The organism is Mycolicibacterium wolinskyi str. Jessa 2025, assembly GCF_049241375.1.
GTDB lineage: Bacteria > Actinomycetota > Actinomycetes > Mycobacteriales > Mycobacteriaceae > Mycobacterium > Mycobacterium wolinskyi.
Genome location: NZ_CP185960.1, coordinates 2,434,507 through 2,457,038, shown reverse-complemented (window position 1 = coordinate 2,457,038; position 22,532 = coordinate 2,434,507). Strand labels below are relative to the sequence as shown.

Below are 22,532 nucleotides of genomic sequence, written 5' to 3'. Positions count from 1 at the left end.
CTGGCGGCGGTCCACACATACCCATGTGGCCGTGGGGCGAAATGGTAGCTGGAGAAGCTGCGAGCGCGTCGAGGTAGTCACGCGGGCAGGTTGTAGGGGGTGATCACCTGAATGGGCGCCGGACGGACGGTTTCGGCTGGTAGTGCACCGTGTTGCTGCAGGATCAAGCGCATCGCGAGCCGTGCGTCGGCGCGCAGGTCGTTGTGCAGCACCACCGAGATCCTGCCGTCGCGCAGCAGTCTGCGGTTGTCGGCGTCGAGGTCGTGGGCGACGAAGACCTTGCAGGTCCGACCGAGCTTGTCGAACGCCGAAACGGTGGCCAGGTTGCCACCGCCGGGCGAATAGACGGCCTCCACCGACGGATGGCGCTGCAGGGCGTCGAGGACGAGCCCTTCGTTGGTTGCGTCGATACCGTCGCTGTCGGTCACCTCGACGACGGGGCGCCCGGAAGCCCGCAGGCCCGACCGAAACCCCACCTCGCGCTCGCCCTCGCCCCGGAAGACCGTGCGGCTCACGGTGATCAGGACCCCCGACGGCGCAGGCCCGAGCCACTGCTCGATCAGGTAGGCCGCCGTCACCCCGGCACCGTGGTTGTCGATGCCGACGTACGCACACCGCGAACTCGTGGGGATGTCGGTCGCGTACGTCACCACCGGCACGCCCGACGCGACAAGATGGTCGACCGCCTCGGCCACCTCGGGCTCGTCGGCTGCCTTGAGCACCACGCCGTGGCTGCTGCGGATGCGCGTCAAGGTGTCGACCATCTGTGCGGTGGACCCGGATTCCCACAGGTGGAACCGTGCCCGCAACATGGCCGGTGCAAACGCCGGCAGCTCGGCTTCGACAGCCGCGCGGAACGCGTCAGAGAACCGCTGCGGCGTCTGCATCACCACGTCGATCAGGTAACGACGGCCGTTGAGCCGCAACTGCGCCCGCTGCTTGTCCAGATCCGCGATCGCCTGGCGCACCTCGTCGCGGGTGTTCTCCCGCACCCCGGGCCGGTTGTTGAGCACCCGGTCGACGGTCGCCTCGCTCAAGCCGCACTGCTGGGCGATCTCGCGAACCTTGTATCGGTGCGCCATGTGGGTGTGCCCCCTTTTCCGGCGAGCAGACGCTGGGGTCCCGGGTAAGCGCATTCCGGGGTACCGACGCGTCTGTTCGCGCAAGGATGGTGATGGGTTTTTGATGGCTTTTTGCGGTTGATTGTGGCACACCGCACAGCAAGACTTTCAGCCATGACTTCACTGGGCACAGCGCACCGCGCCTGGATCGAGGACTCCGACTGCAGCCTCGACGACTTTCGCGAGTCCGTCTCACGCCGAACCGATCCCGCGGACTATCCGCATGCCGTCGCCGTCCGGGCCAATGTGCCGGTGTACGCAGCGCAAAGCCTCGCCGATGCAGACCGTCGTGCCCTGCAGGCCGAGCTCATCGCCGCTCTCGCCGGCGGGCCCGGCGTCGTGGTGTTCGAAGGCGCCTTCGAGAGCGACGTGATCGACCGGGCCGGCGCGGCCTTCACCGCCCTGATCGAGGCGCAACATGCCAAAGGCGGTGCGGCCGGTGACCACTTCGGCAAGGCGGGCGCCAATGACCGCATCTGGAACGCCGCACAGAAGCTGGCCATGCACGACCCGAGGGTGTACGCCGAGTACTACGCCAACGACGTGCTGGCGCTGGTCTCACAAGCCTGGCTGGGCCCGCGCTATCAGGTGACCTCTCAGGTCAACGTCGTCAATCCCGGTGGCGCGGCGCAGGTTCCGCATCGCGATTACCACCTCGGTTTCGTGACACCGGATCAGCTCGCGGACTATCCGGCGCACATGCACCGGCTGTCGCCCGCACTGACACTGCAGGGCGCCGTCGCCCACTGCGACATGCCGCTGGAGAGCGGCCCGACCATGCTGCTGCCGTACTCACAGACGTTCACCGGTGGCTACATCGCGTTCTACCGGCCCGAGTTCATCGAGTTCTTCGCCGCACACCAGGTGCAGATTCCGTTGCGCAAGGGCGACGCGGTGTTCTTCAATCCGGCCCTCTACCACGGGGCGGGCGCCAACACATCGACCGATATCCGGCGGATGGCCAATCTGCTGCAGATCTCCTCGCCGTTCGGCAGGGCGATGGAATCACTGGATCGCACAGCGATGATCCGTGCCGTCTATCCCGAACTGTTGGCGTTGAAGGCGGCCGGGCGTCCGGAGCGGGATCTGGCGAATGTCGTCAATGCCACCGCCGAGGGCTATGCGTTCCCGACCAATCTCGACAGCGATCAACCCACCGGCAGTCTCGCACCGCCAAGCCAGGTCGACACCGTGCTGGCCGCGCTCGCCGACGCGATCGCGCCCGCCGAACTCGACACCATCCTGGACCAGCAGAACGAACGGAGAATCCCATGACCACGCTCGGTGTGATCGGACTCGGGCGCATCGGCGCCTTCCACGTCGACACGCTCAGTGGCCTCGACGGCATCGACGGTCTCGTGGTCGCCGACGAGCGCGCTGACGTGGTGGCCGCGGTCGCGGCCAAACACGGTGCGAAACCGGCGGATTCGGTCGAGGACCTGCTGGACTCCGGCATCGACGGCGTGGTGGTCGCGGCCGCCACCCCGGCCCACGCCGAGCTGACGCTGGCTGCGGTCGGCCGGGGCCTGCCCACGTTCTGCGAGAAGCCCATCGCGTCGACGGCCGCCGAGAGCGCGCATGTCGCCGAGGTGATCGCGGGCTCCGGGGTACCTGTCCAGGTTGGCTACCAGCGCCGGTTCGACGCCGCGTTCGCCGCGGCCAAGCGTGCGGTGGACTCCGGCTCACTCGGGCACCTGCACACGGTACGGAGCACGACGATGGACCCCGCTCCCCCACCGATGGACTACATCAAGGGCTCGGGCGGGATCTTCCGCGATTGCGCCGTCCACGATTTCGACGTGCTGCGGTGGATCACCGGGCAGAACGCCGTGGAGGTCTATGCCACCGGGACCGTGCAGGGCAACCCACGATTCGCCGAGTACGGCGATGTCGACACCGCAGCGGTGGTCGTGAAATTCGACGGTGGCACGCTGGGCATCGTCTCGGCAGCGCGCTACAACGCGCGGGGTTACGACTGCCGCCTGGAGGTGCACGGCTTCAACGACACGGTCGTCGCCGGCTGGGACCAAGGCGCACCGATGCAGAACATGGACCCGCGCAACGATTTTCCGGCCGGGCCGTATCACCACTTCTTCATGGACCGGTTCACCGAGGCGTTCCGCACCGAGCTCGCCGCGTTCGTTTCGGTGGTCAAGGGCGAGGCGATCCCCGGAGCCACCGTGGCCGATGCGGTCGAGGTGGCCTGGCTCGCCGAGGCAGCCACGGAATCACTGCGCCGGGGTACGCCGGTGCGCATCGAGGAGGTCCGGAACTCGTGACCATCAAGATCGGCGGGCAGGAGCGAAGCGACCGGGGAATCAACATTGCCGGGGCGCCCATTTCCTGGGGGGTGTGCGAGGTACCCGGCTGGGGTTACCAGCTGCACCGCGACCGGGTGCTGACCGAGATGCGCGGTGCGGGGCTGACCGCGACCGAACTCGGGCCGGACGGGTTCCTGCCCGCCGACCCTGCCGAGCTCACCGAAGTGCTTGACGCGCAATCCCTCTCGTGTGTCGGCGGGTTCGTCCCGGTGGTCTTGCACGACGCGAACCACGATCCGGCGCGCGACGTCGAGGGCCCGCTGGCATCGCTGCGGGCGGCGGGCGCCGGTGTGGTCGTGCTGGCCGCGGCCACCGGGTCCGACGGTTACGATTCGCGTCCCGAACTCGACGCCGACCAATGGGCCACGCTGCTGGCGAATCTCGACCGGCTGTCGCGTATCGCCGCCGAGGCCGGATTGCTTGCGGTGCTGCACCCGCATGTCGGCACCATGGTCGAGACGCGGTCGGATGTGGATCGGGTGCTGGCCGGATCGTCGATCCCGCTGTGCCTGGACACCGGTCACCTGTTGATCGGTGGCACCGATCCGCTCGAGTTGGCGAAGGCCGTGCCGCACCGCATCAAGCACACGCACCTCAAGGATGTGGACACCGCGCTGGCGGCGCGCGTCCAGGCCGGTGAACTCACCTACACCGATGCGGTGCGGGCCGGCATGTACACCCCGTTGGGCACCGGCGACGTCGACATCGCCGGGATCGTCTCGGTCTTGCGGGACAACGGCTTCGACGGCTGGTTCGTGCTGGAGCAGGACACGATTCTGCAAGCCGAGCCGACAGACGAGGGGCCGGTGCGCGACGTGGTCGCGAGCGTGGCTTATCTGAAGTCCGTCAGCGCATGACCGAAGCTTGCGAGCGCATGACGGGCCTTCGCATCGGCGTGCTCGGCGCATCCCGCATCGCCGAGAAGGCGATCGTCGGGCCCGCGCAGGAACTCGGGCACCGCCTGGTGGCCGTGGCTGCCCGCGATCCGCGGCGGGCTGCGGCGTTCGCCGAGAAGTACGGGGTGGAACGCGTGCTCGGCTCCTACGCCGAGGTGATCGAGGACCCCGAGGTGGATGTCGTCTACAACCCGCTGGCCAACGCCCTGCACGCGCCTTGGAACGCAGCTGCCGTTACCGCCGGCAAGCCTGTTCTCAGCGAGAAGCCGTTCGCACGCAACAGGTCCGAGGCAGCCACCGTCGCCCAGGCGGCGGAAACCGCCGGCGTCACCGTGTTCGAGGGATTTCACTATTACTTCCATCCGGTCACCCAACGCGCGTTCGCCCTGGCGGAAAGCGGCGAACTCGGCACGCTCACGCACGTCGAGGTTCGGATGGCCATGCCCTGTCCCGCCGATGACGATCCTCGCTGGTCGCTGGATCTCGCCGGCGGCGCGCTCATGGACCTCGGCTGCTACGGCATGCACGTCATGCGGGCACTGGGCCGACGCGACATCGACGGGCTGGGCGGAGAACCGTCCGTCGTGCGGGCGCGTGCCGAGGAGCGGACGCCTGGGGTCGACGCGTCCTGTGACGTCGACCTCGCGTTTCCCGGTGGGTGTACGGGGCTGAGCGCCAATTCGATGGTGGCCGAAGACTATTCGTTCACCATCCACATCGCCGGAACTGACGGGGACGCGTTGGTCCACGACTTCATCCGACCCAACGACGACGATCGATTGACTGTCCGTTCGGCGGCAGGAACCCGGGTCGAGCGCCTGGGCACCCGCGCCAGCTACACCTATCAACTGCAGGCGTTCGCCGACCACGTACAGCATGGGGCACCGCTGCCGTTCGGCCTGGCCGACGCGGTCGCGAACATGGCGTATGTCGATGCGGCCTACCGTGCGGCAGGGTTGCCGCCGCGGTGACTCACCGCGGTCTCACCTGGGGGCCGCCGTCGAGCCTCGCACCACCAACTTGGGCTCGCACACGAGATCGACCCGGGAGCCGGTGCCGTCGATGCGCTCGACGGCACGCCCGACCGCCAGTTCTGCGAGCTGCGCGCTGTCCTGTCCGACGGTGGTGAGATCGACGTGGGCGAGGCCGGCCAGCGGACTGTCGTCGAATCCGACCACCGACACGTCGGACGGCACTCGCACGCCGGCCCGGATCGCGACGTCGATGAACCCGAGCGCGCAGCGGTCGTTGAACGCGAACACCGCGGTGGGCAGCGCTGATTCGGTGGCGAGCAACGCAGTGGCGGCGGCTGCGCCTTCGCGTTCGGTGATGCCGCCGGCGGCGATGGCCGCGGCCACGCCTGCGGCGTCGGCGGCCTTGCGAAGTCCCTTGCGGCGTTCCGCGGCGCCAGCGGCTCGGCCGCCGTCGAGATAAGTGATCGTGCGATGGCCGAGCCCAGCCAGGTGGTCGACCGCGAGTCCGGCACCGACCGCGTCGTCGCTGCGGACGGCGTCGACACCGCGGAGCTTGCGTGCCACCGTAACGACCGGCAGCCGGGTGTCGAGTTCGATCAGTGCGCCTGTGGGCAGTTCGGGGCCGATCAGCACCAGCGCCTCGACGCGGTTGTCGAGAAGGGTACGTACGGCCTGCCGTTCACCGTGGTGCGGCGTCACGCAACTCAGCAGGACGTCATAGCCACGCAATTCGGCCGCACGGTAGACGCCGTCGACCAAACCGGCGTGGAATTCCTGGCTCGCGGTGAAGACCACGCCGAGCAGGTTGGTGCGCGCTGAGCGCAGCATGCGCGCACGGGGATCGGGCCGGTAACCGATTTCGTCGGCGGCCCGACGGACTCGCTCGCGGGTGGCCTCGCTGGCACCGGGGGCGTCACGCATCACGATGGACACCAGGGCGCGCGAAACTCCTGCCCGCTGCGCCACGTCGTGGAGGGTCGGCCGGTCCCGCATGGCGCCATTCTAGAACGTTCTAGGAATTCGTCTTGACGAAGTCTGCGCCCGACGGCTTTACTTTTCTTCTAGAACGTTCTAGAAGAAACGGGAGTCCTCATGGCGGATCAGCTGCGGTTCGGTCTCATCGGCACGGGATGGATCGGCCGCTTCCATGCCGAATCCCTGGTCCGACGAGTTCCGGATGCCTGCCTGGTGGCGGTCGCAGATCCGAATATCGAAGCGGCACAATCCATCGGTGCGCCCCGCGCCTACGCAGACCCGCTGGAACTCATCGGTGATCCCGCGGTGCAGGCCGTGGCGATCAGCTCGCCCGCGGCCACCCACACCGACCTCGTCGTCGCGGCCGCGCAGGCCGGCAAGCACGTGTTCTGCGAGAAACCCATGGCGCTCACGCTCGAGGACGCGGACCGAGCCATCGCCGCCGCGGCCGACGCGGGCGTCGCCCTGCAGGTCGGGTTCAATCGTCGATTCGCCGCCGACTTCGCCGCCGCGCACGACGCGATCGCCGCGGGGACCATCGGCACGCCGCAGCTTCTGCGGTCTTTGACTCGCGATCCGGGGATCTCGGCCGAGGTGGCCGCACGCGTGAAGCCGTGGACGATCTTCAACGAGACCCTGATCCACGATTTCGACACGCTGTGCTGGCTCAACCCCGGTGCGCGGGTCACCGAGGTCTACGCGCAGGCCGCCGCACTGATTCACCCGCAGTTCGCCGAAGCCGGCTTCCTGGACACCTCGGTGGTCCAACTGCGGTTCGACAACGGCGCATTCGGCACCGCCGAGGCCAGCTTCCAAGCGGTCTACGGCTACGACGTGCGGGGTGAGATCTTCGGCTCCGACGGTGTGCTGCTCGCCGGCCGGGCTCCCGAGCAGGCCGGGCGGCTCAACACCGAGTTGTTCGCCGACGCCTACGTCGCACAGTTCGCCCATTTCGTCGACAGCATCCGGACCGGAACCACCCCTTCGGTGACCGGGCACGACGCCCGCGTCGCACTCGAAATAGCGTTGGCCGCCGCAGAATCGGTACGGACCGGCGCCCCGGTCGCGCTCGCCGGAGCGGTGCGCCGATGACCTTCCAACTCGCCGTCTGTTCGGAGATGGTGTTCACCGACCTCGACATCGTCGACCGGGCCCGGCGCATCGACGAACTCGGTTTCGCGGTCGAGATCTGGAGCTTTCACGACAAGGACCTCAACGCCCTGGCCGCCACGGGCGCACGCTTCTCGTCGATGACCGGCTATCTGCACGGCGATCTCTACGATCCCGCCGGCTCACGCGAAGTGGTGCGCACCGCCGGGCAAGCCGTCAAAGCCGCGGCGGTTCTCGGGGTTCCGCGACTCGTCGTGCACCCCGGAGAACTCGTCGACGGCCAGGCCGCCCGGCCGCGGTACCGCGCCACCGGCGAGATGTGGTTGTCGGCGCTGCGCGGGCTCGAAGCCCTCGGCGAACTCGGCGCCGCAGCAGGCGTCACGTTCTGCCTGGAGAACCTCAACACTATCGTCGACCACCCCGGTGTCCCGCTCGCCCGCGCCAAGGACACGCTCGCACTCGTCGAAGCGGTCGGGCACCCCAACGTCAAGATGATGCTGGACCTCTATCACGCCCAGATCGGCGAGGGCAATCTGGTCGATCTCGTGCACCGCGCGGGGCAGGCCATCGGCGAGATCCAGGTCGCCGACGTACCTGGCCGGTGTGAGCCGGGCACCGGCGAAATCCACTACCCCGCCGTGGCAAAAGCGTTGCGCGACAGCGGCTATACCGGAACCATCGGCATGGAGGCCTACGCTGCGGGCGACAGCGTCGCCGCCCTCGAAGCGTTCCGCGCGGCCTTTTCGGTCACCTAGCCCCGGCGAGGTCACCAACACCGCGAGCGTGCGGGTCTGTTTGCCCGATACGCCAAAATTGACGTACGAACACGCACGCTCGCCGCAACGCTCAGTACCGCCCTGGGCTTGCCGGTGCGCTAGTTCGTCGCGAACGCCTCCCGATTGCTCAGCAGGAACTCCCGCATGGTCGCCGGCTCCCGACCGGTGAGCGCACGCAGGGCGTCCGGGTCGGCCGGGAGCGTCCGGCCGCTCTGGGCCACCATCTGGCCGACCGCCGAAATGTGCTGCGCCATCGCGGCGTTGACCGCTTCGGCATCCGCGGAGCGGGACAGGGCCAGCAGATCATCGCGCCACTGCTCCCGGCTGATCGGCTCGTAGCGGATCGTGCCTGCCGAGGATTCGGTGAGCAGATCGGCGATCTCGACGTGGCTGTACTCCTCGGAGCCTTTCGCGAAGTACACGGTGTCGGGGAAACGTTCGGGGTGCAGCAGGGCGGCCAGCGCCAGTTCCGCGGCGTCACCGGCGCTGATCCACGCGATCTTCCCCGGGCCGAACGAGTTGCGGATGACTCCGTGCTCACGCACCCAGTGACTGTGCAGGATAAGCAGGTTCTCGTGGAACAAGGCCGCGACCCGCAGGATCAGCAGATCGAGGCCCGCCCAGTCCAGGACTTGCTCGGCCAACCACTGGGCACGCCCGAGATCGGAGGGGCTGTCCGGATGTGCGGGTCCCATCGACATCACCACGGTGCGCGGTGAGCGGCCCACTTCCCGCACGGCGGCAGCATAATTCGACGCCGCGCTCACCACGCCGGCGTCGATCGGATAGGTGAAGTAGGTCAGTTCGACATCGGCGAGGGCAAGCACCAGGGTGCGGCGATCATGCAGGTCGCCCACCGCGATCTCGGCACCGAGCGCCGCGAGCCGCTCGGTTCGCTCGCTGCGCCGGCGCGCCAGGATCCGTACCGGGTGGCCCGCCTCGCGGAGGCGGCGTACCAGGTATTCCCCGGTGTTACCGTGACGTCCGGTGGCGCCCGTGATGAGGATCGGGTTGGTCAAGATGTGTTCCTCTCGTGGTGGTGCTGACTCAGTCGAACGTGAACAGGACTTTCCCGCCGCGTTGTGTCGTCTGAGCGTGCTCGAAGGCCTTGCGGTGGTCGTCCAGCCGGTAGGTCGCTTCGACCGGTACGTGGAGTAGGCCGTCGGCCATCAGAATGGCCAAATGACCCAACACGGCGCGGATTTCGCGGGCCGGTGCCCGGAAGTACCAATTGCCGAGCCAGAACCCGGTGTGGCGGAGTTCGCGCTGGAACAGGTCGGCCGACGTCAAACCCTGCGGCGCACCGGTCAGGGTGCCGTAGCTGACGACGGACCCGCCGAAATCCAACGCGGAGGTCAGCGGGGCCGCGGCCGGACCACCCAGTGGGTCGAGAACCAGTCGCAGTTTCTCCTCGCCCAGTGCGCTGGTGATCTCTGCCGCGAGGTCCGGTCCGCTGACCAACACGACATCTGCACCGGCGCGGCGGATGTCGTCGACGGCGTCGGCACGCCGAACGACATTGAGCGTCTTGATGCCGCGCCGCCTGGCCAGCGTGATCACGTGCAGCCCGACCGCCGAGTTGGCGGCGGTCTGCCCCACCCAGTCCCCGATGCCGAGGGTGGTGATCCGCTCCAGTAACAGGTGGGCGGTCACCGGGTTGATGGACAACATCGCCAACTGCACGGGGTCGTCTCCCGGCACCACGACGACATCGTCATGGGCGGCAACCACTTTCTGCGACCACGTGCCGTACTTGAAGGTGGGCAGGACGACGACCCGCCTGCCGACGAGAGCGTCGTCCGCACAAGGCCCCGCGGCTTCGATGATGCCGACACCCTCGGCACCGACGGTGGCCGGTAACGCGGGGCGCGCCAGGTAGCGTCCCTCGATCAACAACAGATCCGAGGGATTAATGGCCGCGGCTTCCATCCGCACCACGACGTCCCCCGGGCCCGGGGCCGGATCTGCGCCGTCGACCAGCTGAACGGACTCCTGGGGATCTCCGAATTCGGTCAGTACGAGATGCTGCACGGGTCCTCCTGCGAGTAGAGCGAGTGGGTTGTCAGGGATTTCGCACCGCGGTAGCCGCCTCACGGGAAGTCACACGCAGGTCGGTGAAGCGCAGTGACACCAGCGGCAGCTGCGACCGTGGTTGCCACCGGTCATCGCGTAGGTAGGCTCGCCGCGTCGCCGGGACCTTCAGTCCGTCCACGTCGACGTGGTCCTCGACGTACTGGTTCACGGGGATCCGGCCCGCGATGTCGAGGTGGTAACCGTGCCGGGCCAGCAGCAGATCCGGGCCGAAGTAGAACTGCTGGCGCCGGCAGTGGCTGGGCAGGCCGGCGGGCAAGGTGGCGCCGAGGCCGACGAGGCGCCGGTTACCGGTGCCGATCGGCTCGATGGCGTACGTGTGCACCCCGGGCAGCGTCAGCAGGAACGGCAGATTCAGGTAGTTCCACAGCGCGTATCCGCTGAAGTACGCGCGCTGCAACGGATTCCACGGGCTTTCGAGGATGTGCCCGGCAAAGGTATCCCGCACGTTGTGCCGCCGGGCCAGCACGGTGCCGTCCTCGGCGACCAGCGCGGTGCCGTCCGCGGTGAATACGACATGCGACGTGTCACCAGCCGGCCACACCGCCGCCCAGACCTCGCGCATGGCGACGGCGAACTTCCGCTTCGACCGGCCGGGCGTCTTTTTGATCTCGAACAACGAGCCGCTGCTCTCCAACGTGCCCAGCACCTGTCGGCCGGCCCGCCAACGGTCCAGTCCGCCAGCCGCATTCACGATGTCGTCGAGCAGTGCCATGGTGCCTCCCGGTGCCGGTGTACCCCGTGCCAGATCACCATCACCCTCTGAGTATAGTTTTGTCAACCCAGACTCTGGATGGAGGAACGATGACCGCCGAGCTCACCAACGCGCACACCGACGGCTGGGGCCAGAAACGAACCAAGACCGTCAGCTGGCACGATCCCGCACCGACCACCGCGATCGGCCTGTCGATGGCCGGGGTCGACTACCTGAACGCGGTGATCGACGGCACACTGTCGCCGCCGCCGATCGCCGGACTGATGGATTTCGCGATGATCTCCGCGGAGCCGGGACGCGTGGTGTTCACCTGCACCCCGGACGAATCCGCCTACAACCCGATCGGCTCCGTACACGGCGGGCTGGTGTGCACGTTGCTCGATTCGGTGACGGGATGTGCCGCGCACAGCGCTCTACCCTGCGGCAAGGGTTACACCTCGATCGAGATCAAGGTGAACTACCTCAAGGCCGTTCGCGCGGGTATCGGCGAGCTGACGGCGACCGGCACCCTGGTCAAGTCCGGTGCGCGCGTCAGCTTCGCCGAGGGTGTCGTCACCGATGCCGCAGGCGCGGTCATCGCAACGGCGACCAGTTCGCTGCTGATCTTCGACCTCTGAGCTACCCGCGCTCAGTACCGGACCACGCCGGCCAGCAACGGCGGGTAAACCCCGGACGGCTGCCCGTCGACGGTGGTGCCGGCGAACTGCAGGGTGGCACGCGTGGCCCCGTTGAGGTCGGCCGGGTAGTTCAGCGCGGGCGCGGACACCCGGTCCAGGCGGTCGCACTGTTCCGCCGTGAGCTCGACCTCCAAACCGGCGAGGTTGGCCTCTAGGTGTGCGAGCCGCCTGGCCCCGATGATGGGGACGACGGTGCCCGGCCGTCCCCGCAACCACGCCAAGGACACTGCCGCAGAACTGGTTCCGAGCTCGGCGGCGATGGCGTCCACCGTCTCGATGACGGTGAACTGGTCATCACTGGGGCCGCCGACATAGGCCGCGCGCGCCGAATCCGACACCTCGCCGCCGCGCCGGTACTTCCCGGAGAGAAAGCCGTTCTTCAACGGGCTCCACGGCACCAGGGCCATACCCTGATCGGCCGCCAGCGGTGCCAGCTCACCCTCCACGGTGCGGGCCAGCAGAGAATATTCGACCTGCAGAGCGATCAGCGGTGTCCACCCCCGCAGCAGTGCCATGGTCTGCGCCTGTGCGGTGAACCAGGCCGGCGTGTTCGAGAATCCGATATAGCGAACGGTGCCGGCGCGCACCAGGTCGTCCAGGGCGCGCATGGTCTCCTCGACGGGTGTGTGCCGATCCCAGTTGTGCAGCCAATAGACGTCGAGGTAGTCGGTCTGGAGCCGGCGCAGGGTCTCGTGCAGCTGGGCGATGATCGCCGAGCGGCCCGCACCACCGCCGTTGGGATCACCCGGGTACAGGTTGGTGAAGAACTTCGACGCCAGCACCACGCGTTGGCGCCGACCGGGGCTGCGGCCGAAGAAGTCGCCGAGAATCTTCTCGGAGTGGCCGTTGGTGTAGAAGTTGGCGGTGTCGACGAAGTTCCCGCCTCGGTCGAGATACGCCGCGAGAATGCGCTCGGACTCCTCGACGCTCGTACCCGCGGCACCGGGATCCTCTCCGAATGTCATGGCACCGAGCGCGAAGGGACTGACCCGAAGACCCGAGCGGCCGAGGGTGAGGTAATTGTCGAGCGGCACTGAAGGCTCCTTTGGAGAAGGAAATTGGACATCTCCATCACAGTTCAGGATCCGATCCCGCGGTAGATCGTTACTCGCATGCTCTTGCACGATCCTGCTCAATGCGATCGGATCGGTCCGAGACCGGCGTCCGCCGTGGTTTCCTACGGATATGCGCGCTCGCATCGATCTCCTCTCCGAGATGTGTCGTCGCATCGACCGACACGCCAGGCCGGACATGGGCACGTCGATTCACGGACTGTTGCTGTCGAAGGTCAGAGGTTCGGCAAGTCCCGACTACTCGCTGACCGAACCGCTGCTCGTCGTCATGGCACAGGGCGGCAAACGGCTCCATCTGGGCGAGGAAGTGTTCGAGTATCGGGCCGGGCAGTATCTGCTCGTCGCCGCGAGCCTTCCGGTCACCGGCCACTACCTCGGAACACCGACACAACCGTCGCTGGCGATGGGGCTTGTGCTGCGGCCAGCCGCCCTGGCCGCGCTGATGCTGCAGGCCGGATCGGACCTGCCGGCGCGCGTCGCGGGCAGCGGTCCGGCGATCGCCACCGGAGATGCCGACCGAGACCTGCTCGACGCCGTCGCCAGGCTTCTCGCGCTACTCGACCGCCCCAGAGACGCACCGGTACTCGCGCCCTTGATCGAGCAGGAGATCCTGTGGCGCTTGCTCACTGGGCCGCACGGTGACACCGTCCGCCAGATCGGCCTTGCCGACAGCTATCTGACACAGGTGAATCGGGCCATCGGGTGGATGCGGGACAATTATGCCGCGCCGGTGCGGATCGAGGACCTCGCCAGGATGTCCGGTATGAGCACGTCGGCCTTTCACCGCCACTTCCGCGCGGTGACGGCGATGAGCCCGCTGCAGTTCCAGAAGCGAATCCGCCTGCAGCAGGCCAGGTCTCTTCTCGTCGCTCGCCCTGGTGACATCGCAGGAGTCGGACACGAGGTGGGTTACGAAAGTCCGTCACAGTTCACTCGCGAGTACCGGCGACTGTTCGGCGCACCGCCTGGTGAGGATGCCGCGCGGTTGCGCGACGACCCACCGCGCCGAAACTACGCTTTGTGACGGAATTCGGCCGGAATCCGTCACAAAGCGTAGTTTCGGCGCGGAAGAACTACTTGCGGCCCAATTCGTGCGACAGCGCCTCGAGTTCGTTGCCCCCGGCCATCTCCTGGGTCAGATGCTCGAGCGTGATCTCGTCGTACGTGCAGTCCAGCTTCTGCCTGCCGCGGTTCAGCAGGACAAAGTGATCGCCGACCATGTGCGCGTGGTGCGGGTTGTGGGTGATGAAGATGACCCCGAAGCCCTGCTCCTTGGCCGCGGTGATGTAACGCAACACCATGCCGGACTGCTTGACACCCAGCGCGGCCGTCGGCTCGTCCAGGATGAGTACGCGGGCGCCGAAGAAGATCGCCCGCGCGATCGCCACGCACTGACGCTGCCCGCCCGACAGCGAGCCGATCGGCGCATCGACGTCGGGCAGGTCGATGCCCATCTTCTGCAGCTCCGAGATCGTCGTAGAGCGCATCCCATTGATGTCCAGCGACTTCAGAATGCCCTTGCGGAGTTCGTTGCCCAGGAAGAAGTTGCGCCACACCGGCATGAGCGGCACCACCGCCAGATCCTGATACACCGTGGCGATGCCGGCTTTCAGCGCGTCCTTCGGCGATTCGAACACCGTGGGCTTGCCGTCGATGAGCAGTTCGCCCTCGGTCGGCTTGTGCAGGCCGGCGATGATCTTGATCAGCGTCGACTTGCCCGCACCGTTGTCACCGAGCACGCCGGTCACCTCGCCGGCACCGACGCGCAGGTTGATGTCCTTGAGCGCGATGATGTTTCCGTAGCTCTTGCCGACACTCCGCAGTTCGACCAGCGGCACCTCGCCGCCCGACGGTGACTCCGCAATCGGCGCTTCAGCAGTTGTGCTCATTCACTTACCTTTTCGCTGCGTAATTGCGGACGACATTGTTGGCGATCACCGCGAACAGCAGCATCGCGCCGAGGAAGAACTTGAACCAGTCCGGGTTCCATCCGGCGTAGACGATGCCCTGGTTGGTCATACCGAAGATCAGCGCACCGATCAGGGTGCCGATCGCGGTGCCGTACCCACCGGTGAGCAGGCAGCCACCGATGACCGCGGCGATGATGTAGAAGAACTCGTTGCCGACGCCCTGCCCGGACTGAATCGTGTTGAACGAGAACAGCAGATGCATGCCGACGAACCAGGCACAGAACCCGACCACCATGAAGAGGCCGATCTTGACCTTGGTCACCGGCACACCGACCGCCCGGGCACTGTCCTGGTTACCGCCGACCGCGAAGATCCAGTTGCCGACCCGGGTCTTGAACAACACGTACGTCGCGATGAGCGTGAACAGGATCCACCACAACACGGTGATCCGGACCTCGACCGGTCCGACCGAGATCGACGACGCGAACACCGTCCGCCCCGAATCGAACCCCTGCATGTCCGACACACTCGGGGTGGCCACCTGACCCGAAAGCAGTTTGGTCACCGCCAGATTGATTCCGGCAAGCATGAAGAACGTGCTCAACGTGATCAGGAACGACGGAATCTTGGTCTTCATCACGAGGTAGCCGTTGAAGAAACCCACGGCCAGCGACACGATGAGCGCCAGCGCCGCGCCCACCCACAGGTTGAGGTGCAGGTTGTAGGCGAGCATCGACGCAGCCAGCGAACTGGTCGTGACCGCGACGCCGGCCGACAGGTCGAACTCGCCGCCGATCATCAGCAACCCCACACCGACAGCCATGATGCCGATGGTCGAACTGGCATACAGCACGGTCGCCAGCGACTCGGGCGAGCGGAACGGCGGCGCGACGATGAGGAAGAAGACGAAGATTCCGACGGCACCGACCGCGGCACCCATCTCCGGGCGGATGATCAAGCGCTGCAGCTTGTTCTGTTCCTTGACGCGTTCGTCGTGAACGACCTTGTGACTCTCGAGGTCGAGATCTGCCCGCGTACTCATCATCAACGCGTTCCGTTCTTGGCATACTCGGCCACCGCATCGATATTCGACTTGTCGATGAACGACGGGCCGGTCAGCGTCGGCTGATTGCCACCGATGACATTGCCGTTCGTGAGGTAGAGCCACAGCGAGTCCACGGCCAGATAGCCCTGCAGGAACGGCTGCTGGTCGACGGCCCACTGGACGTCGCCGTTCTTGATCGCATCGACCAGTGCGGCATTGGTGTCGAAGGTCGCGATCTTGGCGGAGCTACCGGCATTCTTCGCCGACTGGACGGCGGTCAGTGCGAACGGTGCGCCGAGCGTCAAGATGGTGTCGATCGCGGGATCCTGCTGCAGCTTTGCGGTGATCGTCGACTCGACGGACGGCATGTCCTTGCCGTTGACGTTGAGGACCTCGGTGGCGGGGAACGTGTTCTTCACACCTGCGCACCGAGCTTCGAGGTCGACGTGGCCCTGCTCCTGGATCACGCAGACAACCTTCTTGGCGCCTTCGGAGGCCAGCCGCTTGCCCGCTTCCTGTCCGGCGATGTAGCCGTCCTGACCGAAGTACTCCTTGACGCCCATCCCCTGCCAGGTATCGAGGCCGGCGTTGAATGCGACCACCGGAATGCCCTTGGCCGCGGCGTTCTGCACGGCCGCCTTCATGGCGTCGGGCTTGGCCAGCGTCACCGCGATGCCGTCGACGCCGCTGTCCACTGCGGTCTGGACATGGTTGGCCTGGTTGGGCGCCTCGGGATCGCTCGAGTAGCGCAGCTCGATGTTGTCCTTCTTGGCCGCGGACTCGGCGCCTTTGCGTACCAGGTCCCAGAAGGAGTCGCCCGGCACCTCGTGGGTGATCATCGCGATGGTCATCCGCGGGGTGTCGGCCGTACCCGCATCCGTGCCGCCGCCGCTGCTCTCCGGCTTGCCTCCGGTGCTGGAGCACGCGCTGGCGCCCAACAGGAGCACACTCGCCCCGGCGACCGCCACGAGCCGACTCAACCTCATTGTTTCTCCTTGCCTCGACGTCACCGGTGCTTGTCCGCCTGGAGTCCAGTGACAAGCGGCACGGCCTCGTCCCTGATGTAATACCGCTCACATCGGAAAGTCAAGACTTTGTTCGGACATTAGGACTGCATATCAAATCGCGGACGGACCGGACACCGCGCCGGCCACCATCTCGAGAGTTCGGGTGCACGGAGCGAAAGCCATTGGCAGATAATCCCTTAGAGGTGCTTACCGATCGACGAGGGTGGTATCGAAGTAGTACCGCGATGCGCGGTACGCGTGGCTGCCGTACTCCACGATGCGGCCAGAATCGTCGAACGCGGTCCGTTCCATCACCAGCAGCGGGGCCTTCGGCTTCTCATCGAGCAGCCGCGCCTCGTCGCGGTCGGCGGCCTTGGCACCGATCCGCTGCCGGGCCAGCCGGATGTGCACCCCGCGGGTGCGCAGCGACTGGTAGAGCCCGGCCCGTTCCAGCTCGTCCTCGTCGGGCGCCAATGCCGCCGGCAGATAGTTCGTCATGAGCGCCAGCGGCTGGCCGTTCGACGTGCGCAGCCGACGCATCCTGGCGACCTCGGCCCCGGGTGTGAGGTTGAGCCGCTCGGCGATGTCGTCGGTGGCCGGACCGACGCTGTACTCGAGCACCTTGGTGGCCGGCTCCTGGCCGCCGCGCGCCAGATCGTCGTACAAGCTCGTCAGCTCGACGGGCCGGTGGACCGGTGTCTGCACCACCTGCGTGCCCACCCCGCGCTTGCGGACGAGTAGTCCCTTGTCGACGAGTTCCTGGATGGCCCGCCGGGTGGTCGGGCGCGACAAGTTGAGCCGACTGGCCAACGCGAGCTCGTTCTCGAACCGGTCCCCCGGCTTGAGTTGTCCATCGAGGATGGCCTTTTCGAAGACCTGGGCAACCTGGAAGTACAGCGGCACCGGACTCGAACGGTCGAGTTCGACGGACAGCGTCGGGGTCACTCTCGCTCCGATCCTCGGGTGCTCCGCGCCCGGTTTGCGTGGAGTAGTGACATAGGGTACATGCAAATGACGGCAAGTAAGAATGTCCGAACAAAGTCTTGACAGCGACCGGTGACGGGGCGCACAGTCGACATCGACGCCAGGCGCGTTCGTCGCCGCTCCGCATCTGCCAGCCACATACGCACACCGCACCCGGGAGTCATACCGTGACCGATACCCCCAACCAGGATTTCGACGTTCTCGCCATCGGGCGCTGTGGCGTCGACGTGTACCCGCTGCAGATCGGAGTGGGGCTCGAACATGTCGAATCCTTCGGCAAGTTCCTGGGCGGCAGCGCCGCCAACGTCGCGGTCGCCGCGGCGCGGCTGGGGAACCGCAGCGCGCTGATCTCGGGAGTCGGTGACGATCCGTTCGGCCGGTACGTGCGTAACGAACTCGCCGCCCTGGGCGTCGACAACCGGTTCGTCACGACGCACGATGCCTATCCGACGCCCGTGACGTTCTGCGAAATCTTCCCGCCCGACAACTTCCCGCTGTACTTCTACCGCAAGCCGTCCGCGCCCGATCTGCAGATCCAGCCGGACGAGATCGACACCGAGGCCGTGCGCAACGCCCGGCTGTACTGGTCGACGGTCACCGGGCTGTGCGAAGAACCCAGCCGTAGTGCACATTTCGCCGCCTGGGAGGCGCGGGCAAGGGCGCCGCTGACCGTGCTCGACCTCGACTACCGGCCGATGTTCTGGGAGACCCCGGCCGCGGCCACCGAACAGGTGCAACGCGCGCTACAGCATGTGACGGTCGCCGTCGGCAACCGCGAGGAATGCGAGATCGCGGTCGGCGAGACCAACCCCCACCGCGCCGCCGAAGCACTGCTCGATCTCGGTGTCGAGCTCGCGATCGTCAAGCAGGGGCCGCGCGGCGTGCTGGGCAAGACCCGGCACAGCTCGGTCACCGTAGCGCCCAACGAGGTTGACGTCGTCAACGGCCTCGGCGCCGGAGATGCCTTCGGCGGCAGCCTCATCCACGGCTGGCTGCACAACTGGCCGCTGGAGAAGACGCTGCGCTACGCCAACGCTGCCGGGGCGATCGTCGCGTCCCGGCTCGAATGCTCGACCGCGATGCCGACCGCCGCGGAGGTTGCAAGTCTCGCCGAACAAACCGCCGTGGAGGCCGTCAATGTCTAACGCCGTGTGCACCAACTACGCAGAGATCACCGCTGTCCGCGCGGGTGATCCCGACGCGGTGGCGCGGGCGTGGCAGCAGCGAGCCACGCGCCCGACCGTGCGTGGTGACGGCAGGCTGATGATCGTCGCAGCCGATCACCCCGCCCGGGGTGCCCTCGCGGTCGGTTCCCGGCCGACGGCGATGAACAGCCGCACCGACCTGCTCGACCGGTTGTGCACCGCACTGGCCGACCCGGGGGTGGACGGCGTGCTGGCGACCGCCGACATCCTCGACGACCTGCTGCTGTTGGGCGCGCTCGACGACAAGGTGGTGATCTCGTCGTTCAACCGCGGCGGGCTCGCGGGTTCGGCGTTCGAGCTCGACGACCGGATGACCGGCGCCACCGCCGCTTCGACCGCGGCCGCCCGCATGAACGGCGGAAAGATGCTGTGCCGCATCGACCTTGAGGATCCGGGCACCGTGTCGACGCTCGCGGCGTGCGCGCAGGCCGTCGACGAGCTCGCCGCCCACGGACTGATGGCGATGGTGGAACCGTTCCTGTCGAGGCGCGTGAACGGCAAGGTGCGCAACGACCTGACCGCCGACGCGGTGATCAAGTCCATCCACATCGGCCAGGGGCTCGGCTCGACCTCGGCCTACACCTGGATGAAACTGCCGGTCGTCGAGGAGATGGACCGGGTGATGGACGCGACCACCCTGCCGACGCTGCTGCTCGGCGGCGACCCGACCGATCCGGACGAGGCATTCGCCAGCTGGGAGAAGGCGCTGGCGCTGCCGTCGGTGCGCGGCCTGATCGTCGGACGCACCCTCTTGTACCCGGCCGACGACGATGTGAGCTCGGCCGTTTCGACCGCCGTCAAGTTGGTGAGGTGACCGAATGCATTCGAAGCTCTACATCCCGGCCCGCAGCGCTGAGCTACCGTTCACCGTCGACGTCACGCCGGAAAGTGCAGGCTGGACCGAGTCCTCGTTGCGGGTCCTTGAACTCGACGACTCGCAGACCGCCGAGCTTCACACCGGCGGAACGGAAGTGATGATCTTGCCGCTGACCGGCGGGGGCACCGTCGGCTGCGGCGGTGAGACGTTCGAACTGTCCCCGCGCGCATCGGTTTTCGACGGCCCAGCCGACATGGTGTATGTCGGCATCGACCAGGAGTACGTGTTGTCCGGCGGCGGGCGCTTCGCGATCTGCGGGGCACGGGCCAAGCGGTCCTTTCCCAACCGGCGGGTCGCTGCGGCAGACGTACCGCTCGAACTGCGTGGTGCGGGCAACTGCAGCCGTCAGGTGCACAACTTCGGCACCGCCGACACGTTCGAGGCCGATTCGCTGATCGCGTGCGAGGTCATCACACCCGGTGGGAACTGGTCGAGCTATCCCGCGCACAAACACGACGAAAACACGCCGACGCAGACCGCGCTCGAAGAGATCTACTACTTCGAGATCGCCGAAGGTCCCGACGGATCAAGAGGTTTCGGCTATCACCGGGTGTACGGCACCCCCGACCGCCCGATCGAGGTACTCGAAGAGGTCCGCACCGGTGATGTCGTGCTGGTGCCGCACGGATACCACGGCCCGTCGGTCGCCGCACCCGGCTACCACATGTACTACCTCAACGTGATGGCCGGGCCGGGCGCCGAACGGGCCTGGAAGATCGTCGACGATCCCGAACATACGTGGCTGCGGGGCACCTGGGACGGCCAGGACATCGATCCACGTCTCCCCCTGCACCAACCTCGTAAAGGAGCCTGACCGGATGGTCTCCACCGCACCGAAGTCGACCGAGAAGTTCGTCGACACCGAGCCCACCGTGCGACTCACCGTGGCGCAGGCCACCGTTCGGTTCCTGGCCAACCAGTACGTCGAACGTGACGGCGAGCGGTCCAAGTTCTTCGCGGGCTGTTTCGGAATCTTCGGCCACGGCAATGTGGCGGGGCTCGGCCAGGCCCTGTTGCAGGACGAGGTCGAGGCCCACGAGGCCGGCCGCGAGCCCGGCCTGAAGTATGTGCTCGGCCGCAACGAGCAGGCCATGGTGCACAGTGCCGTCGCCTACGCCCGGCAGAAAGATCGCCTGCAGACCTGGGCGGTCACCGCCAGCGTCGGGCCCGGATCCACCAACATGCTGACCGGCGCGGCACTGGCGACGATCAACCGCCTGCCGGTGCTGCTGCTGCCCGCCGACACCTTCGCCACGCGGGTGAGCGCGCCCGTGTTGCAGGAACTCGAGCTGCCCTCGTCGGGCGACGTCACGGTCAACGATGCCTTCAAGCCGTTGTCGCGATACTTCGATCGGGTGTGGCGACCCGAGCAGCTTCCGGCGGCGCTGCTCGGCGCCATGCGGGTGCTGACCGATCCCGTCGAAACCGGTGCGGCAACGGTGGCCATACCGCAGGACGTGCAGGCCGAGGCGCACGACTGGCCGCAGTCCCTGTTCGCCGAACGCACCTGGCATGTGGCCCGTCCGCTGCCTGAACGCGCGGTGATCGCCAACGCGGCCGACGTCATCCGCTCGGCCACCAAGCCCCTGATCGTGGCAGGCGGTGGTGTCATCTACTCCGGCGCCACCGAAGCCCTGGCCGCGTTCTGCGAACAGACCGGTATTCCCGTCGGCGAGAGCCAGGCGGGCAAGGGCTCACTGCGGTTCGATCATCCACAGTCGGTGGGCGCGATCGGCTCGACCGGCACCACTGCCGCCAACGCGCTGGCGGCCGAGGCCGACGTCGTCATCGGGATCGGCACGCGCTACAGCGATTTCACGTCGGCATCCCGCACTGCGTTCAACAATTCCGACGTCCGGTTCGTCAACATCAATGTCGCGTCACTGGATTCGGTGAAGCAGGGCGGTATCAGCGTGGTCGCCGACGCGCGGGAGGCGCTCGACGCGCTGAGCGCCGCACTGGACGATTACGCCGTCAGCGACGAATACCGCACGCGCACGGCCACACTCGCCAAGGAATGGGACGACACCGTGTCGGCGGCCTACGCCACCGAGGACGGTGTGGCACTCAATCAGAACCAGGTGATCGGCCTCGTCAACACGTTGTCCGAGCCGGCGGACGTCGTGGTGTGCGCGGCCGGCTCCATGCCGGGCGATCTGCACAAACTGTGGCGGACCCGCGACCGCAAGGGCTATCACGTCGAATACGGGTACTCGTGCATGGGATATGAGATCGCCGGCGGAATCGGCGTGAAGATGGCCGCCCCGGATCGCGACGTGTTCATCATGGTCGGCGACGGTTCTTATCTCATGATGGCCACCGAGCTCGTCACCGCCGTTCAGGAGGGCGTCAAAGTCATTCCCGTCCTGGTGCAGAACCACGGATTCGCGTCGATCGGCGGACTGTCGGAGTCGGTGGGCTCGCAACGTTTCGGCACGGCCTACCGGTACCGCGGCGCCGATGGCCGCCTCGACGGCGCCAAGCTCCCGGTGGACCTGGCGGCCAATGCCGCCAGCCTGGGCGCCGACGTCATCAAGGCCGGCACAGCAGCCGAGTTCGCCGACGCCGTCAAGGCCGCGAAGGCGAGCGACCGCACCACGGTCATCTACGTCGAGACCGATCCTCTTGTTTTCGCGCCGGACAGCCACTCGTGGTGGGACGTCCCGGTCAGTGAAGTATCGACGCTGGATTCCACCAAGGACGCCTATCAGCGCTACGCCGAGTGGAAGAAAGTCCAACGCCCCCTGATCAATCCATCCGATCGCTGAAGAGAGA

The 22,532-nt window shown here is 67.0% G+C and carries 22 protein-coding genes; 12 read left to right on the top strand and 10 right to left on the bottom strand.

What is annotated here, in order from left to right; genetic code table 11:
- Positions 1-77: 77 nt before the first annotated feature.
- Positions 78-1,082: a LacI family DNA-binding transcriptional regulator gene (locus ACOI2T_RS12200; RefSeq protein ID WP_067847233.1), complete on the bottom strand. Its 1,005-nt coding sequence runs from the start codon at positions 1,080-1,082 to the stop codon at positions 78-80.
- A gap of 153 nt (positions 1,083-1,235) precedes the next feature.
- Between ACOI2T_RS12200 and ACOI2T_RS12195 the strand changes: the two genes are divergently transcribed.
- Genes ACOI2T_RS12195 through ACOI2T_RS12180 form a run of 4 tightly spaced genes read left to right on the top strand, consistent with a single transcriptional unit; the run spans position 1,236 to position 5,309 of the window.
- Entirely contained in the window at positions 1,236-2,396 is a 1,161-nt protein-coding gene (locus tag ACOI2T_RS12195) for a phytanoyl-CoA dioxygenase family protein (protein ID WP_409501407.1), read from the top strand.
- Positions 2,393-3,400: a Gfo/Idh/MocA family protein gene (locus tag ACOI2T_RS12190; RefSeq protein WP_409501406.1), complete on the top strand. Its 1,008-nt coding sequence runs from the start codon at positions 2,393-2,395 to the stop codon at positions 3,398-3,400. The genes ACOI2T_RS12195 and ACOI2T_RS12190 overlap by 4 nt, the downstream gene beginning before the upstream one ends.
- Positions 3,401-3,438: 38 nt before the next feature.
- Complete coding sequence (locus ACOI2T_RS12185) at positions 3,439-4,299, top strand: sugar phosphate isomerase/epimerase family protein (RefSeq protein ID WP_409501887.1); 861 nt, start codon at positions 3,439-3,441, stop codon at positions 4,297-4,299.
- Positions 4,300-4,316: 17 nt separating this feature from the next.
- Complete coding sequence (locus ACOI2T_RS12180) at positions 4,317-5,309, top strand: Gfo/Idh/MocA family protein (protein ID WP_409501886.1); 993 nt, start codon at positions 4,317-4,319, stop codon at positions 5,307-5,309.
- Positions 5,310-5,321: 12 nt separating this feature from the next.
- Here ACOI2T_RS12180 and ACOI2T_RS12175 read toward each other — a convergent pair whose 3' ends face one another.
- Positions 5,322-6,305 carry a LacI family DNA-binding transcriptional regulator gene (locus ACOI2T_RS12175; protein ID WP_409501405.1) on the bottom strand — a complete coding sequence of 328 codons (984 nt, stop codon included), beginning with the start codon at positions 6,303-6,305 and terminating at the stop codon, positions 5,322-5,324.
- Positions 6,306-6,404: 99 nt separating this feature from the next.
- Here ACOI2T_RS12175 and ACOI2T_RS12170 point away from each other — a divergent pair, with 99 nt between their 5' ends.
- Complete coding sequence (locus tag ACOI2T_RS12170; RefSeq protein ID WP_409501404.1) at positions 6,405-7,379, top strand: Gfo/Idh/MocA family oxidoreductase; 975 nt, start codon at positions 6,405-6,407, stop codon at positions 7,377-7,379.
- A complete protein-coding gene (locus tag ACOI2T_RS12165) occupies positions 7,376-8,152 on the top strand; it encodes a TIM barrel protein (RefSeq protein WP_409501403.1) in 777 nt (258 codons plus the stop codon). The genes ACOI2T_RS12170 and ACOI2T_RS12165 overlap by 4 nt, the downstream gene beginning before the upstream one ends.
- 119 nt (positions 8,153-8,271) lie before the next feature.
- Here the strand turns inward: ACOI2T_RS12165 and ACOI2T_RS12160 are convergent, their stop codons facing one another.
- Genes ACOI2T_RS12160 through ACOI2T_RS12150 form a run of 3 tightly spaced genes read right to left on the bottom strand, consistent with a single transcriptional unit; the run spans position 8,272 to position 10,979 of the window.
- Positions 8,272-9,192, bottom strand: a complete 921-nt coding sequence (locus ACOI2T_RS12160; protein ID WP_409501402.1) for an NmrA family NAD(P)-binding protein — start codon at positions 9,190-9,192, stop codon at positions 8,272-8,274.
- Positions 9,193-9,220: 28 nt separating this feature from the next.
- Complete coding sequence (locus ACOI2T_RS12155) at positions 9,221-10,204, bottom strand: zinc-dependent alcohol dehydrogenase family protein (protein WP_409501401.1); 984 nt, start codon at positions 10,202-10,204, stop codon at positions 9,221-9,223.
- Between the two features lie 31 nt (positions 10,205-10,235).
- Positions 10,236-10,979 carry a hypothetical protein gene (locus ACOI2T_RS12150; RefSeq protein ID WP_409501400.1) on the bottom strand — a complete coding sequence of 248 codons (744 nt, stop codon included), beginning with the start codon at positions 10,977-10,979 and terminating at the stop codon, positions 10,236-10,238.
- A gap of 89 nt (positions 10,980-11,068) precedes the next feature.
- Here ACOI2T_RS12150 and ACOI2T_RS12145 point away from each other — a divergent pair, with 89 nt between their 5' ends.
- Positions 11,069-11,596 (top strand): PaaI family thioesterase, encoded by a 528-nt coding sequence (locus ACOI2T_RS12145; protein WP_409501399.1) that lies wholly within the window; start codon positions 11,069-11,071, stop codon positions 11,594-11,596.
- A gap of 11 nt (positions 11,597-11,607) precedes the next feature.
- Here the strand turns inward: ACOI2T_RS12145 and ACOI2T_RS12140 are convergent, their stop codons facing one another.
- Positions 11,608-12,690: an aldo/keto reductase gene (locus ACOI2T_RS12140; protein ID WP_409501398.1), complete on the bottom strand. Its 1,083-nt coding sequence runs from the start codon at positions 12,688-12,690 to the stop codon at positions 11,608-11,610.
- 151 nt (positions 12,691-12,841) lie between these two features.
- On the opposite strand from ACOI2T_RS12140, the gene ACOI2T_RS12135 reads away from it, so the two are divergent.
- Positions 12,842-13,753 carry an AraC family transcriptional regulator gene (locus ACOI2T_RS12135; RefSeq protein ID WP_409501397.1) on the top strand — a complete coding sequence of 304 codons (912 nt, stop codon included), beginning with the start codon at positions 12,842-12,844 and terminating at the stop codon, positions 13,751-13,753.
- Positions 13,754-13,802: 49 nt separating this feature from the next.
- Here ACOI2T_RS12135 and ACOI2T_RS12130 read toward each other — a convergent pair whose 3' ends face one another.
- From ACOI2T_RS12130 to ACOI2T_RS12115, 4 genes are all read right to left on the bottom strand, one after another.
- Positions 13,803-14,618: an ATP-binding cassette domain-containing protein gene (locus ACOI2T_RS12130; RefSeq protein WP_067847263.1), complete on the bottom strand. Its 816-nt coding sequence runs from the start codon at positions 14,616-14,618 to the stop codon at positions 13,803-13,805.
- A 4-nt stretch (positions 14,619-14,622) separates the two neighbouring features.
- Complete coding sequence (locus tag ACOI2T_RS12125; protein WP_409501396.1) at positions 14,623-15,681, bottom strand: ABC transporter permease; 1,059 nt, start codon at positions 15,679-15,681, stop codon at positions 14,623-14,625.
- A gap of 2 nt (positions 15,682-15,683) precedes the next feature.
- A complete protein-coding gene (locus ACOI2T_RS12120) occupies positions 15,684-16,670 on the bottom strand; it encodes a substrate-binding domain-containing protein (RefSeq protein WP_409501395.1) in 987 nt (328 codons plus the stop codon).
- 228 nt (positions 16,671-16,898) lie between these two features.
- Positions 16,899-17,636 carry a GntR family transcriptional regulator gene (locus ACOI2T_RS12115; RefSeq protein WP_067847272.1) on the bottom strand — a complete coding sequence of 246 codons (738 nt, stop codon included), beginning with the start codon at positions 17,634-17,636 and terminating at the stop codon, positions 16,899-16,901.
- A gap of 206 nt (positions 17,637-17,842) precedes the next feature.
- On the opposite strand from ACOI2T_RS12115, the gene iolC reads away from it, so the two are divergent.
- Genes iolC through iolD form a run of 4 tightly spaced genes read left to right on the top strand, consistent with a single transcriptional unit; the run spans position 17,843 to position 22,525 of the window.
- Positions 17,843-18,820, top strand: a complete 978-nt coding sequence (iolC, locus tag ACOI2T_RS12110; protein ID WP_409501394.1) for a 5-dehydro-2-deoxygluconokinase — start codon at positions 17,843-17,845, stop codon at positions 18,818-18,820.
- A complete protein-coding gene (locus tag ACOI2T_RS12105; protein WP_409501393.1) occupies positions 18,813-19,694 on the top strand; it encodes a Cgl0159 family (beta/alpha)8-fold protein in 882 nt (293 codons plus the stop codon). Before iolC ends, ACOI2T_RS12105 begins: the two co-directional genes overlap by 8 nt.
- Before the next feature lie 4 nt (positions 19,695-19,698).
- Positions 19,699-20,571: a 5-deoxy-glucuronate isomerase gene (gene iolB / locus ACOI2T_RS12100; protein ID WP_409501392.1), complete on the top strand. Its 873-nt coding sequence runs from the start codon at positions 19,699-19,701 to the stop codon at positions 20,569-20,571.
- A 4-nt stretch (positions 20,572-20,575) separates the two neighbouring features.
- Positions 20,576-22,525: a 3D-(3,5/4)-trihydroxycyclohexane-1,2-dione acylhydrolase (decyclizing) gene (gene iolD / locus ACOI2T_RS12095; RefSeq protein WP_409501391.1), complete on the top strand. Its 1,950-nt coding sequence runs from the start codon at positions 20,576-20,578 to the stop codon at positions 22,523-22,525.
- Positions 22,526-22,532: the final 7 nt, after the last annotated feature.

Bases quoted from the DNA above. Each gene is read 5' to 3' on its own strand.
- ACOI2T_RS12200 (WP_067847233.1), bottom strand. From the start codon at position 1,082: ATGGCGCACCGATACAAGGTTCGCGAGATCGCCCAGCAGTGCGGCTTG.
- ACOI2T_RS12195 (WP_409501407.1), top strand. From the start codon at position 1,236: ATGACTTCACTGGGCACAGCGCACCGCGCCTGGATCGAGGACTCCGAC.
- ACOI2T_RS12190 (WP_409501406.1), top strand. From the start codon at position 2,393: ATGACCACGCTCGGTGTGATCGGACTCGGGCGCATCGGCGCCTTCCAC.
- ACOI2T_RS12180 (WP_409501886.1), top strand. From the start codon at position 4,317: ATGACGGGCCTTCGCATCGGCGTGCTCGGCGCATCCCGCATCGCCGAG.
- ACOI2T_RS12175 (WP_409501405.1), bottom strand. From the start codon at position 6,305: ATGCGGGACCGGCCGACCCTCCACGACGTGGCGCAGCGGGCAGGAGTT.
- ACOI2T_RS12170 (WP_409501404.1), top strand. From the start codon at position 6,405: ATGGCGGATCAGCTGCGGTTCGGTCTCATCGGCACGGGATGGATCGGC.
- ACOI2T_RS12165 (WP_409501403.1), top strand. From the start codon at position 7,376: ATGACCTTCCAACTCGCCGTCTGTTCGGAGATGGTGTTCACCGACCTC.
- ACOI2T_RS12150 (WP_409501400.1), bottom strand. From the start codon at position 10,979: ATGGCACTGCTCGACGACATCGTGAATGCGGCTGGCGGACTGGACCGT.
- ACOI2T_RS12145 (WP_409501399.1), top strand. From the start codon at position 11,069: ATGACCGCCGAGCTCACCAACGCGCACACCGACGGCTGGGGCCAGAAA.
- ACOI2T_RS12135 (WP_409501397.1), top strand. From the start codon at position 12,842: ATGCGCGCTCGCATCGATCTCCTCTCCGAGATGTGTCGTCGCATCGAC.
- ACOI2T_RS12130 (WP_067847263.1), bottom strand. From the start codon at position 14,618: ATGAGCACAACTGCTGAAGCGCCGATTGCGGAGTCACCGTCGGGCGGC.
- ACOI2T_RS12125 (WP_409501396.1), bottom strand. From the start codon at position 15,681: ATGAGTACGCGGGCAGATCTCGACCTCGAGAGTCACAAGGTCGTTCAC.
- ACOI2T_RS12120 (WP_409501395.1), bottom strand. From the start codon at position 16,670: ATGAGGTTGAGTCGGCTCGTGGCGGTCGCCGGGGCGAGTGTGCTCCTG.
- ACOI2T_RS12105 (WP_409501393.1), top strand. From the start codon at position 18,813: ATGTCTAACGCCGTGTGCACCAACTACGCAGAGATCACCGCTGTCCGC.
- iolB (WP_409501392.1), top strand. From the start codon at position 19,699: ATGCATTCGAAGCTCTACATCCCGGCCCGCAGCGCTGAGCTACCGTTC.
- iolD (WP_409501391.1), top strand. From the start codon at position 20,576: ATGGTCTCCACCGCACCGAAGTCGACCGAGAAGTTCGTCGACACCGAG.